This is a genomic window from Deinococcota bacterium (assembly GCA_030858465.1).
Lineage (GTDB): Bacteria > Deinococcota > Deinococci > Deinococcales > Trueperaceae > JALZLY01.
The window spans coordinates 1-12,624 of record JALZLY010000182.1; the positions used below are offsets into that span (position 1 = coordinate 1).

The 12,624-nt window shown below is 64.3% G+C and carries 11 protein-coding genes; 3 read left to right on the forward strand and 8 right to left on the reverse strand.

All coding sequences use genetic code 11. The features are described 5' to 3' along the window. Positions 1 to 778: 778 nt before the first annotated feature. The 6 genes from M3498_09250 to M3498_09275 form a co-directional block, all read right to left on the reverse strand. On the reverse strand, positions 779 to 1,945 hold the full coding sequence (locus M3498_09250; GenBank protein ID MDQ3459466.1) for a 5-(carboxyamino)imidazole ribonucleotide synthase: 1,167 nt from the start codon (positions 1,943 to 1,945) through the stop codon (positions 779 to 781). A 15-nt stretch (positions 1,946 to 1,960) separates the two neighbouring features. Beyond that, entirely contained in the window at positions 1,961 to 2,479 is a 519-nt protein-coding gene (gene purE, locus M3498_09255) for a 5-(carboxyamino)imidazole ribonucleotide mutase (protein MDQ3459467.1), read from the reverse strand. Next, complete coding sequence (locus M3498_09260; GenBank protein ID MDQ3459468.1) at positions 2,479 to 3,447, reverse strand: L-threonylcarbamoyladenylate synthase; 969 nt, start codon at positions 3,445 to 3,447, stop codon at positions 2,479 to 2,481. The genes purE and M3498_09260 overlap by 1 nt, the downstream gene beginning before the upstream one ends. Continuing rightward, positions 3,416 to 4,099 carry a transposase gene (locus tag M3498_09265; GenBank protein MDQ3459469.1) on the reverse strand — a complete coding sequence of 228 codons (684 nt, stop codon included), beginning with the start codon at positions 4,097 to 4,099 and terminating at the stop codon, positions 3,416 to 3,418. The genes M3498_09260 and M3498_09265 overlap by 32 nt, the downstream gene beginning before the upstream one ends. Then, positions 4,096 to 7,962: an SAM-dependent methyltransferase gene (locus M3498_09270; GenBank protein MDQ3459470.1), complete on the reverse strand. Its 3,867-nt coding sequence runs from the start codon at positions 7,960 to 7,962 to the stop codon at positions 4,096 to 4,098. The genes M3498_09265 and M3498_09270 overlap by 4 nt, the downstream gene beginning before the upstream one ends. 96 nt (positions 7,963 to 8,058) lie before the next feature. After that, entirely contained in the window at positions 8,059 to 9,360 is a 1,302-nt protein-coding gene (locus M3498_09275) for a glycerate kinase (protein ID MDQ3459471.1), read from the reverse strand. Positions 9,361 to 9,451: 91 nt separating this feature from the next. Here M3498_09275 and M3498_09280 point away from each other — a divergent pair, with 91 nt between their 5' ends. Further along, on the forward strand, positions 9,452 to 10,726 hold the full coding sequence (locus M3498_09280; GenBank protein ID MDQ3459472.1) for an MFS transporter: 1,275 nt from the start codon (positions 9,452 to 9,454) through the stop codon (positions 10,724 to 10,726). A 38-nt stretch (positions 10,727 to 10,764) separates the two neighbouring features. Then, the gene (locus M3498_09285) at positions 10,765 to 11,046 is read left to right on the forward strand and encodes a hypothetical protein (GenBank protein ID MDQ3459473.1); all 282 of its coding nucleotides are present in this window, start codon (positions 10,765 to 10,767) and stop codon (positions 11,044 to 11,046) included. Positions 11,047 to 11,208: 162 nt separating this feature from the next. Here M3498_09285 and M3498_09290 read toward each other — a convergent pair whose 3' ends face one another. Continuing rightward, positions 11,209 to 11,502, reverse strand: a complete 294-nt coding sequence (locus tag M3498_09290; protein ID MDQ3459474.1) for a Uma2 family endonuclease — start codon at positions 11,500 to 11,502, stop codon at positions 11,209 to 11,211. Between the two features lie 91 nt (positions 11,503 to 11,593). Then, entirely contained in the window at positions 11,594 to 11,971 is a 378-nt protein-coding gene (gene aroH / locus M3498_09295; GenBank protein ID MDQ3459475.1) for a chorismate mutase, read from the reverse strand. A gap of 207 nt (positions 11,972 to 12,178) precedes the next feature. Between aroH and M3498_09300 the strand changes: the two genes are divergently transcribed. Continuing rightward, a partial coding sequence (locus tag M3498_09300; protein ID MDQ3459476.1) for a GntR family transcriptional regulator occupies positions 12,179 to 12,624 on the forward strand: 446 nt, incomplete at its 3' end.

The following is a 12,624-nucleotide window of genomic DNA, read 5'->3' on the forward strand; positions in this document are numbered from 1 at the left end:
GCGAAGTCACGAGCAGCACGAGGTTGACTACTGCGAGTCGAACTCAAAAGGGCTTCTTCATGGCAAGATTGGTTGTGACTGAATCAAAGTCAACAAATCTCACTGGAGGAAGCCCCTTTGAATGATAAGTACCCATGCAAAAGAAATTGTGAAGGCTGCTCCCCTTGCCCTCGGCAGATTGTGGCTCTTAGCCCTGAGAATTTCACAAAAACTTTTGTTTAGGTGCTTATGTTGAAGAAGTTGAGCCGTGCCTTCGTCTTTGCCGTGCTGGTGCTGAGTGGTGCCGCTTTTGCCGGTGGGGGTGACCCAGGAAATGGCGACGGAACCGACAGCTTGCCACCGCCCGCAGTTGTTGCGTTACGTTAAACACCCCAATCCCCCTCAACCTTTTCACCCGCGCCAGGACCAAAGCCCGGTGCGGGTCGCTTTCGGGAAGAGCCTCGAGGGTAGCTTCCCAGAGCTCGAGTTTGAAGCGCTTCCTGAGCTTCATCTTCCGCCCCCCGTGGCGCACGTCCGCGCTGCCCAGGAAGTGCAGTCCTAGTGAGACCGGCGATCGATGAAGGAGCGCGAAAACGTCCCCAAAGACCTCTTGAGATCCGGCCAGGTAACGAAGGCCACCCTCGCCCAGCCCGGCGAGCCCTAGCTGAACCGCAGCCAAAGCCTTGGCGGCTGCCTCCGCGTCTCCCAGGACAAGTTGGGCGCGGGCCAAGTAGAGCCCGGCCTATTCTAGGAGAGCCCGAGGCGAGGCAAATGAGGCGGCGCGTTCAGGTGTTCGGCTCTAAGAGGCGCCGGCCTCCCCAGCGGGCCATCTCAGCAGCGCGGCTCGAGCCCTCTCCGCCTTTGCCCTGGCCTCCGCCACGGTCGGCGCCAGGGCGGTGAGGTGGCCCATCTTGCGCCCCGGCCGCGCCTCGGCCTTGCCGTAGAGGTGGAGCGCGACGCCGGGTACCTTGAGCGCGGCCGCCCAGTCGGGCTCGCCGTCTTGCCAGAGGTCACCGAGCAGGTTCGCCATCGCCGCCGGCTGCAAAAAACGCGGGTCGCCCAGCGGCAGGCCGCAGATCGCGCGCAGTTGGTTTTCGAACTGGCTGGTGACGCAGGCGTCCAGGGTCAGGTGCCCGGAGTTGTGCGGGCGCGGCGCCAGCTCGTTGACGAGCAGGCTGCCGTCCGTGAGCATGAAGAGCTCGAGGCAGAGCACGCCGACGACCTCCAAGGCTTCCATGACCGTGCGGCAGAGCGCGACGGCTTTCTCAGCAACGCCGCCCGGCAGGTCGGCGGGCGCCAGGGTCAGGTCGAGAATGTGGCTGCGATGGATATTCTCGAAGACCCCGTAATGCACGAAGCTGCCGTCCAGCCCGCGCGCCGCCACCACCGACAGCTCGCGCGCGAAGGGCACGAAGGCCTCGAGCACCGCCTCGCTCTCCCCCAGCGCGGCCCAGGTGCCCAGGACCTGCTCGAGCGCCGTCACCTTCACCTGCCCCTTGCCGTCGTAGCCGAAGCCCGCGGTCTTGAGGACGGCGGGCAGGCCGAGCTCGCTCAGGCCCGTGTTAAGTTCCGCGAGCGAGGTGACGCGCCGAAAGGGCGCGACGGGCAAGCCCTGCCCGGCAAAAAAGGTCTTTTCCCGAAGGCGGTGCTGGGCGACGCGGAGTACCTGCGGACCGGGGCGCACGGGAACGCCCCCCGCCCCTATCACGGCGAGGGCGTCGGCCGGGATGTTTTCGAACTCGAGCGTCACCACGTCAACGGCGGCGGCGAAGCGCTCGAGAGCCCCTCTATCGTCGTAAGCGGCCACCGTCTCGGCGTCGGCCACCTGACCCGCCGGGCCGCCACCCTCGGGCGCGTAGACGTGGACGCGGTAGCCCATGCACCGGGCCGTAAGCGCGAGCATCCGGCCGAGCTGGCCGCCGCCGAGCACGCCGACCGTGCTTCCCGGCAAGATGACAGTGCCCATCTAGACAGTGCCCATCTAGTTGGCCTGCGGCGGCAGGCTGGCGGCCAGGACCTGCCGCGCCTGCTCCTCGCGGAAGCGCTCCAACTCCTCCCTCAACTCCGGCCTCGAGAGGGCCAAGATGGCGACGGCCAAGAGCGCGGCGTTGACGGCGCCCGCCCTGCCGATGGCCAGGGTCGCCACCGGCACGCCCGCGGGCATCTGCACGATAGCAAGGAGCGAGTCCACGCCCCCAAGCGCCCTGGACTCGACGGGCACACCCAGGACCGGCAGGGTGGTGTGCGCGGCGACCATGCCCGGCAGGTGCGCTGCCCCGCCCGCTCCGGCGATGATGACCTGAATACCTCGCCCCGCCGCCTGAGTGGCGAACTCGCTCAGCCAGGCCGGGGTGCGGTGCGCCGAGACCACCTTGCACTCGTGCAGCACCTCGAAGCGGGTCAAGGTCTCGTCGGCGTGGCGCATCGTCTCCCAGTCCGAGACGCTGCCCATCACGACCGACACCAGCGGCGACTCGGTCTGGAGCCCTTCTGTAGCCATTATTTCTCCTCTTCTAGCGCGCTTTGGGCGGCTCGCAGCAGCCTATCGCGCGCCGCCTCCCAAGGCTCGCCCTCCGGCACGGCCTCCACGGCGATGAGGTCGGCCCCTACCGCATCGAGCTCGCGCAGCGCGGCGTAGAGCCCCCGGCCATAGGCGGCGGGCTCGTCGGGCAGCTCGAGCCAACTCGTCACCCGCGCGTCCGCCGGCCGCCCACGCCTCGCCAGCACGGCGACACTGTTCCCGGCGGCCAAGCTCCTGAGCCTCTCTTCAAACCCCTCTGCCGCCAGCAGCCTCACGGGCGTGGCGGGCGCGTAGTGGCTCGCCAGCGTGCCGGGCGCCCGCGGTGCATTCTCGCCCTTAACGCTTACAGACCGCCCCAGGACCGCCTCGAGCGCGCTTAGGCTCACCCCGCCCGGCCGCAGGAGCCGGGGCGCCGCGCCGCTCAGGTCGACGATGGTGGACTCGAGACCCACCTCGCAAGGACCGCCGTCGAGAACGAACACGCCGCCCCCGAACTCGGCGCGGACGTGCGCCGCCGTGGTCGGGCTCAGCTTGCCGAAGCGGTTGGCCGAGGGCGCCGCCACACCGCTGCCGAACGCCTCCAGGAGCCTCTGCGCGACGGGATGCGCGGGCACGCGCAGGCCGACCGTCGCCTGGCCGCCCGTCACCGCGCCCGGTACTCGAGGGTGCCTGGTCAGGATGAGCGTGAGCGGGCCCGGCCAGAAGCGCCCGGCCAGCCCGTAAGCCTCATCCGGCACATCCACCGCCCAGTCGGGAAGGGCGCTCGACGCGGCCAGGTGGACGATGAGCGGGTGGTCCGCCGGCCGGCCCTTGGCGGCGAACACCTTGGCGACGGCCGCCGGGTTCAGGGCGTCGGCGCCTAGGCCGTAGACCGTTTCGGTCGGAAAGGCGACAAGCCCACCGGAGCGCAAGGTCTCAACGGCCTGCGTTAGTCTTTGCGCGGCCAATGGTTTCTCCAAACGCAGGATTGTCGTGGTCCCGCGCCCAGTTCAGCGGGTTCTGGTCGATATAGCCGCGAATGCGATCCAACTCGCCCTCGCTGCGGACCACACGCTCGTAGTAGTTGCGCTGCCACAGCCGTTTGTCAAAAGGTTGCCAACCCCGATGACGGACACCCTCCATGTACGCGCGCGTGGTAATGGATTTGAACGCGCCGACGATATCACCCAACGTCGGCAACCGATCCCCACCCGTAGGGGCACCCCTTGTGGGTGCCCTTTCCCTTTCCCCCGTGGGTGCCCTTTCCCTTTCCCCCGTGGGCGCCCTTTCCCCCGTGGGCGCCCGGACGAGGGCAGGGACAAGCCCTGCCCCTACGGGTTCGACGGATTTTTGATGGATGACGATGATCCCGTGGAAATGGTTGGGCATCACCACAAATGCATCTATAGACGCCGTCGGAAACCGCTCCGGCAAATCCATCCACGCCGCTACAATCACCGTGCCGGCCTCGTTCAACATCACCTCATCCTCGAGAACATCGCCAAAAAGACCGGCGCGCTGCTGGCTAACCACGGTCACGAAGTACGCGCCGCCGCGAGCATAGTCATATCCCCTCAAACGAATCGAACGGCGGTGGTGCTTGTCGGGGTCGTACCTCACAGGATACCTAAGCTTCTACCGTCGCTCTCGTAGAGCGCCGCAACGAGCTCGTCCACCTCTTTCCTCAACCTCTGAAACTCGGCAATCTTTTCCCTGACTTCCGACTCCTGCGCCCCCTGCATCTCGAGCGCCCGCTTCGCCTCCACAGGTGACCCGGGAACCCTCAAGCCACGCGCCTCGGCCATCGCCAGAGTCGTGCCCGCCGTAAGCCCCGCAAGTTGCCGCCTGAGCCACTCGAGCCCCTCTTCAGGCGCCGTCTCCGGTAGACCCAGCACCTCCTGCCGCCCCCGGTAAAGCCCATGGCCGCGCCACGTCAGCGCCGTTACGTCGGCATTGTCATCATGCACGCGCAAGCCCCAACGGACTTTGGCGCTGGCAAGAGGCAACGTCGGCACACCGTCGGGAACGTTGGCAGCAGCCTCAACGATGCCCCCCCTGTTGTCAACCTTCCAACCTTTATGACGAAGCGTAAAAAACTCCAATCCGAGTTGATGAAGCTCCCCAACCTTGTCAGCAATCGGCCTCTGTAGGGTAGCTTCAGCGTTCGGTATAGGAATGTCTTTGAAGTCGTCTGGGTAGAGGTTGGTGTGATCTCTACGCTTGGCTCGGATAAACTCAGACATCCATTTAGAATTCAAAACACCTTGGAGGTAAAGTAACGAAAACTCCTTGGACTTATTTTCCAGTGCCTCTCTATCCTGCTTTCCAAGCGTTCTACTAATACTTTTGTTGGAAACTTCTCGTAACTCATACCACGGCACCATAAGATGAATGCTGTGATTAGTATAAAGCCAGCCGTTATGATGTTTACCTTCGTCAAGAAAAACCTGCGTTTGTTGTGGGTCGCGCGAACTAATCACCATTGGCGTACCGAGTTTCGGTGTTTCGAACAGTTTGGGGAACCTTGGGCGACGTACCCGGTCCGGCGCTCTTAAGCCAGGCCCATACTCTAGGTAGCGCACACGTAGCAACTGGTATACGGAAATATCACTAGCCTCAACGTATGGAGCTGGATTTTGGATGTTTTTTTCAAGCGCAATTAAATCTTCCTTTTCAAATTCGCCAGGAAATTTCTTCTCGTGAGCTTGTAGCTCCATCCCTGCACTGATGAAGCAAATACTACTAAGCGGTATTACCTCTCCACCTTGAAGCTGCCCTGAAGTTTGACGAAAAACATTGACACCATTAGCAACCTGCAACAGTCGGTTCTCTTTTATAACTGAGGGAGGGGGACTTTCGTGCCAACGCTGCAACGTCTCGTGCGTATCCTCTGCTCTTTCTTTCTTGACGAAGAAAGTTGTATTTCTAACACCTGCATCTTCAAAAAGTTTGACGCCCGGGAAGAAGCTAATCTCTTCTACCGTCGCTCTCTTGACAAGAAATTCCCTAAGACTTTTACCGTATGGCACCATTTCAATTGCATCACTGGTAATCATCCCCATGCGCCCGCCGTCCTTCAGCAGATGCCAGCCGAGCGCCACGAACGGCACGAACATGTCCCACTTCATCTTGAGCACGTCTCTGACCTCAGCAAAGGGATGCTCGGCTTTTAAGGCGCGGCGGTACTCGAGTAAACCTTCGCCGCCCTCGTCCGCCTTGACATAAGGCGGGTTGGCAACAATGAAGTCGAAGCCTTGCGCAAAGTCGAATTCGGAATGCTCGTCGAGCCTAAGCTTGCCCCTCTTGGCCTTGATTTTCTCCGCGACCGTCAGCTCATCGACTGGGAACTCGAGCACACCTCTGGCGACCGCCGCGGTTTTGGGGTCGTACTTGAGGGTGTCGGCATTGTAGATGTGAAAGCGGTCGAGGGTCACCACTTCGCCCTCGTCAAGGGCACGCTTGATGAGGTCTAGGACCTGAATGAGCAGGTTCGTTTCGGCGAGGTAACAGGCAAAGGGGTTTAGGTCCAGACCATAGAGCGAGGTCTTCACCTCGTCCAGAATATTCTGAATAGCGTCTACCGGAATCTTGGTATGGCCCTGCGCCTCGTAATAATCGTGATAGGCCGCGACCAGGCGGCGGGCCGCGGAGACGAGAAAGGTGCCCGAGCCGCTGGCCGGGTCTAGCAGCCTTTTGCCGATGATGTCGGGACCGCTGTAACCTAGTCTGTCCAGGATGTACTCGACGACCTCGGGCGGGGTGTAGTACATGCCGCTCTCGTGCTTGTGCTCGTCCTCGACGTAACCGCCGTAGACATGGCCGATAACGTCATGGTTGATTTCACGGAGATCGTAACCGGCCAGGCGGTGAAGCACGCGGATGACCAGATTGCGCTCGGGGTAGTACCAGTCGAAGAGCAGTCTCTCGGTGTAGAAGTGCGCATAGATGTGCTGTGCGCTGGTGTAGGCCATCTGCAAGAGGTAGTCGGTGCCCTTGCCCTGCGCGTACTTGAGATAGCGCGGCTCGACCTGATCGAACCACAGCGCCAGGCCGCCGTTGGTGAAGACGCGCTCCAACAGCCCCTTGTCCTCGGCGATGCGCACGAGCAGCATCCGCACGATGAGGACGTATGAGGTCTGGGCGGCGAACTCGCGTTTCAGCCGCGCTTCGTCGGCGCCGCGCAGCAGCAGGGTGGCGACCTTGTCGCGCCAGGTTGCAAAGGCGGTATGAACCTCGATGTCGGCCTTGTAGTCCTTGAGCAGCCTCTCGCGACGCGCGTGGTAATCCGCGAGCAGCTTTTGCATCCGCTCTAACACGGCAGTGATGGTTTCCTGAAGCGTAGCCTGTCCACGACCGGACCCGTTTTTGGGCTTGCGCATTTCGATGGCGCCCTCGATAAGCGCCTGCTCTTTGCTGGTATCTTTTGAAACCGGGGCGCGTGATGCGTTCAGTCGCAACCTTTCGTTGACGAGCTTAAGAATGTTCTTGCCCAAACCGCTCACGAGGTCGCGCTCGCTCAGGCGCTCGAGCTGACCCTCCAGCCGAAACTGGATGCCGTTACGGTCTTCGACTGCTATTCCCGCCGTCTCGAGGCTGCTGAGAAGAAGCTTGAGGTTGTTGCCGTATTCGTCGCCGACGTTTATCACGCTGCCCGGCGTGCTGCCAGGAAGGTGTTCGAGCGCCTGCTTGAACTCCTGGTACTTCTCGAGCCTCAGCATCAGTTGCGCCTCGACATCGGTGCGCACGTCGCGAATCAGCTCGCGCACCTCCCTGATGAAATGCGCATCGTCCGGCTTGCGAATCTGAAGTTGGGCGACGCCGTCACGCCAGGTCGAACCGTCTACGGCGTGCGCCTCTCCCGCCCTGGTACGGGTAAGTTCCTCGACGAGTCGGCTTGCCTGGGTGTAGGCATCCCTGTTGAACCTCTGCCAGAAGGCGCGCAAGGCGACCGTTTCGGCTCCCGGTATGGCTTGCGCGCCCTGCTTGCCGCCCGCGTAAAGAGACTCACCGCGCCATAGCTCTACAAGATACGCGAGCGAGAGATCGGTCGTCGAAAGGGGGCCGGGCTCGGCAAGCTCGTAGGCGATGAGGCGCTTGCCGTCGATGAGAATGCCGCGCTGCGCCCCATGCGCCCGCAGATAGCTCTCGAGCTGAGGAAGATGAGCGGCCAGGTCCTTTGTAGCGGTGTTCTTCGACTCGACGACCGCGCATGGTTTGGGATATTCGTGGCTCGGGAGCTGCACCGTGAAGTCGGTGCGTTTGCGCCCGCCCTCGGCGCGGTTATATTTTACTTCGCTACGGCTGTAGCCGAGCGCCTCGAGCAGCGCGCTTACGACCTTGTTGTCGACGATATCGGCTTCGTCGTTGCCGCGTTCGTCCTCGGGTCGCTTGAGATAAGCGGGCAAGCTCTGACCCTGATAGAAGTCATCCTCGGCGAGCGTGCCCAAGAAGATCTCCAGAAAGCTTTCAAAATCCTTTGCCATCTAGCCCTACTATATCCTCAAGGACCGCTCTGCACCGAGAAATTCTCTGCATAGCACTATCTTTTGAGCAGATGCGCGAGAGATACTCGAGGCGAGCTAGCGCACCAGGATGAAGCGCAGGTCGTTGACGTTGGTGCGCGTCGGCCCCGTTTTGATGAGTGCGCCCGACTTCTCGAAGAGGCTGTAGGAATCGTTGTTCTCGAGGCAATGCTTGGCCGCGTCGCGCTCGACGCGCGCGAACAGGTCCGGCCCGACCAGCGCGCCCGCCGCGTCCGAAAAGCCGTCGACGCCGTCGCTGTCGGCGGCCAGCGCGTAGACGCCGTCGGGCATGCCGAGCTCGAGCGCAAAGGACAGCAGAAACTCGCTGTTGCGCCCCCCCTTGCCCTCGCCGCGGACGGTCACCGTCGTCTCGCCGCCCGAGAGCAGCGCGCAGGGACGAGGCAGGGGCTGGCCGTGGCGCAGGACCTGGCTGGCGAGGGCAGCCAAGACCTTGCCGACCTCGCGCGCCTCGCCGGTGACGGCGTCCGCGAGGATGAGCGGAGTGACGCCCTGGGACTCGAAGGCGCGCGCGGCGGCCTCGAGCGCGTCCTGGGCGGTGGCAACCAGGCGGTTTTCGACCCGCTCGAAGACGGCGTCGCCCTCCTTGGGGGTCTCGGCGAGCTCGCCCCGGGCGCCCCGTTCCAGCTGCGCCCGCGCCGCCGGAAAGTCGAGGCCGTAGCGGTCCAGGACCGCCAGCGCGTCCTCATAGGTGCTGGGGTCGGGCGCCGTGGGGCCCGAGGCGACGCTGGAGAGGTCGTCGCCCGCCACGTCGGAGATGATCAGCGAGACCACCCGCGCGGGCGCAGCCGCGGCGGCCAGGCGCCCACCCTTGAGGCTCGAGAGGTGCTTGCGCAGGGAGTTCATCTCGCGGATGTCGGCGCCGCTTCTGAGCAGCGCCTTGGTCAGCGCGGCCTTTTCCTCCAAGCTCACGCCCTCGGGCGCGGTCAGGAGCGCCGAGCCGCCGCCGGAAAGGAGACAGAGGAGCAGGTCGTTCTCGCCTAGTGAGGCGGCCAGCGCGTGAATCTCCCGCGCGGCCGCTAGGCCTGCCGCGTCGGGAACGGGATGGGCGGCTTCGATCACGCGAATGCGCGCCAGCTTCTCGCCCTCCTTCAGGCCGTGCCCGTAGCGGGTGACGACGAGACCCCCCGCCAAGCGCTCGCCCCCAAACCTGTCGCCGTAATGCCGCTCGGCGGCCAGGGCCATCGCCGCCGCGGCCTTGCCCGCGCCGACGACGACGAGGCGGCCCACCGGAGGCTCGGGAAAAACGTGAGCGGGCAGCTCGAGCGGATCGGCGGCGGCAATCGCCGCTCTAAAGGCAGCCCGGAGCAGGTTTTCACCATTCAGCTCACCATCCAGCATGCTCCCAGCATACCGCTCGAAGGGATGTCTTGGGATGTGCGCGCCCTGCAACCTGGACGGGCGAGCGGGCGTATGATGGCGCGTTGTGCCCATGATCGGCCGTTTTCCCCACTCCTTCGACGCGCTCAGCCATCCCGCCTTTCGCAACTTCTGGTTCGCCCAGGGCTTCAGCCTCATCGGCTCGTGGATGGGGGTGACCGCGCAGGCCTGGCTCGTCTTCGACCTCGTCCCCGACCCGGCCGAGGCCGCCCTCAAGTTCGGCTACGTGGGCGCCCTGCAGTTCGCGCCCACGCTGCTCCTTAGCCTCTTTGCCGGGGTGGTCATCGACGCGACCTCGCGGCGCTCGGTCCTGCTCGTCTGCCAGGGCGTGTTGGCCCTTTCGGCGGCCGCGCTGGCGCTGTTGACCTTTACGGGCTGGCTCTCCTACCCGCTCCTGCTCGTCATCGCCGCGGTAGGCGGCGTCACCAACGCCTTCGACGTGCCCGCGCGGCAGAGCCTGGTGCCCGACCTCGTCCCCAAACGCGACCTGCGCAACGCCGTCTCGCTCAACTCGCTGGCCTTCAACGTGGCGCGGCTCATCGGCCCGGCCGTGGCGGCCGCGGCCATCGCCGCCTCCGGCCATCTCTTCGGGGACGCGCAGCCGCTCCTGCGCTACAGCCCGGCGATCACCCTCAACGCGCTCTCCTTTGCCGTGGTCATCGCGGCCATCTGGAACTTGAGGGTGCCGCGGCAAGCGGCGAGGCCGCACCGGGTCTTCGCGGAGATAAGGGAGGGCCTCGCCTACGTCTGGGGCCAGGCCGAGGTGAGGCTGGCGACGATGCTGGCGGGGGCGCTGTCCTTGACCATCGTCAACTTCCAGATGATCGTGCCGCTCTTCGCGCGGCAGGCCTTGGGGCTCGAGATCGGCGGTCTCGGCCTGTTGCTCTCGAGCCTGGGCCTGGGCGCCATCCTCGCCTTCGGCGTCAACACCGCCTACGGCGACGGCGACCGGCTCATGCTCATGCGCCGGGGCGCCCTCTTGCTCAGCCTGGCCTTTTTGGCCTTCGTGATGAGCCCGAACCTGCCGGTGGCCGCCTTGGCCCTGGTCGCCTGCGGCCTCGGCATGATCCTCACCACGGTGAACGCCCAGGCGACCGTCCAGTTGCTCGTGCCCGACGCCCTGCGCGGCCGGGTCATGAGCATCTACATGCTCGTCTTCGCGGGCTTCGTGCCCTTCGGGGCGCTGCTCGTTTCGCAGCTCGTGGGCCGGCTGGGGCCGCGTTGGGGGCTCCTGGCGGTCGGCCTCCTGGGCCTGGCCGCCGTCCTCATCTTCCGCCCCCACAAGAAGTTCATGACGCGGCTGCGGGCGGCGCAAGCGACCGATTAGCGCTTGGCCTCCCTCCGCCTCGCGCGGTAGAGTGGGGCATGTTCTTTCGTCGCGGCAACCCCAACTTCAAGCATGACGGCAACTTCCTGCTGGCGCGGGTGCGCACCGACAAGAGCGGCGAGGTCATCGCCGTGCGCATCTCCAAAACGAGCGAGATGAGCCCGCAGGGCGGCGGCTACTTCGTGCGCAAGGTCTTGCTGGGCTCCAAATCGCTCGACCAGGCGGTTATTGAGATCAGCCTGGGCCGCAACCACGGCATCAAACAGGCGACCGTCGACGGCGGTATGCTCGTGCCCGTCAAGGAGTGGCGGGACGAGTGATTTGAGAATGATGTTAGGTATCGACCACGTGCAGCTCGCTATGCTCGAGGATTCAGCCGAACAAGTCGCTGAGCGGCAGCTTCCAGCCGGGGACGACCTCACCGCCTTCGACGATCCCGTCTTCAGTCAAGACCTCGAACTCCGCTGGCGGCCGGTAGACCGTCACGGTGCACCTGCGCGGGTCGACACCAGCACCATGCGCGTTCCGGCCTCGAGCCAAGCCATAACCTTCTCCTGGAGTTCGCTATACCTGTCGCTGGGCGAGATCACTTCCACAGCCAAATCCGGAGGGCCGGGAATATCGTGGGCGATAAAGCCGTGGTCACCTCCGGCCGGCGCCATCTTCTTGAGTTCCCCCCTGACCAGTTCGTAGCGAAAGCCGTCGCCCGGCATGTGCAGCAGTTCCTCAGCAGTGACTGGCTTGACCTGTTGATGTCCCACGGTTTGATGTCCCACGGTTTGACGTCCTACGGTGGACATAAGCACCTCGATGCCGCAGTTTAGCACGCTGCCTGCCCTTGATGAATTTCTCCTGCCGCCAACCGCTTTACTGGGCGCTGACGAGGTCGGGCCTGAGCGCCTTGGCCTCCCTCAGGTAGACGTGCTGCATCTCGGCTTGCGCCCTGGGGGTGTTCACCTGCATCATCACCCGGACGGCCCGCTCGAGGCGGCCCGGCACCGGAATCTCCTGGTTGCAAAGGAGCGGCACCAGGTTCATGCCGAGTTGCCGCGCGGCCTCGGCGGGAAAGGTGCTCTTTAAGTCCGGGGTGGTGGTAAAGAAGATACCGGCGATGGGCTCGAAGTCGTCGATGCCGTTGGCCGTGAGCATCTCCGAGAGGAGTTCCCTGGTCGCCTCGAGAATCAGTCCGGGTTCGTCCCGCTCTACCGTCGTCGCGCCGCGAATACCCCGTAGCCAGTGGGTCATGCCCGAGTCTAGCAGATGCTCGAGGCGGTGGTCGGAGAGCATCTCGGCCTGCACCTCCGCCTCGACGTTCAGCTTCCCCTGCCGCTCATCGAGCTGCACCCCAACGCTAGGAAAACAATTCTATTGAACTGTGGTTAATATTCTCCACTTTTAGCCTTTCAAGCACTAGAACTTGACGTAAATACTAGCTGAGCAGTATATTGACCTATGATGCTCAACATCGACAAGCAGAGTCCGCTGGCTATCGGGGAGCAGATCACCGGTCAACTCCGCGTCTTGATCATCTGTGGGGTGCTCGAGCCCGGCCAGGCACTCCCCACGGTGAAGGAGCTCGCGGCGCAGGTGTCGGTCAATGCCAACACCGTCGCCGCGGCCTATGGGGCGCTCGAGCGGGTGGGCTGGCTCACCCAGCGCAAAAAGGCGGGCACCCGCGTGGCCGAGAAGCCGCCGCTCGACCACACCGCCGCTTTGATGAGCAGCCTCGCCGGCCGGCTGGCCACCCAGGCGGAGCGGCTGGGGCTCGATAGCAGCGCGCTCCTCCGCACCGTCGCCGCTCAGCTCGCGCTCGAGGCCGAAGCACCCGGCTACCAGGTGGCCGTCCTGGCCGGCGACCCCCTCCAGGCGGCGGCCCTGGCCGAGCGCGCCGGCGCGCT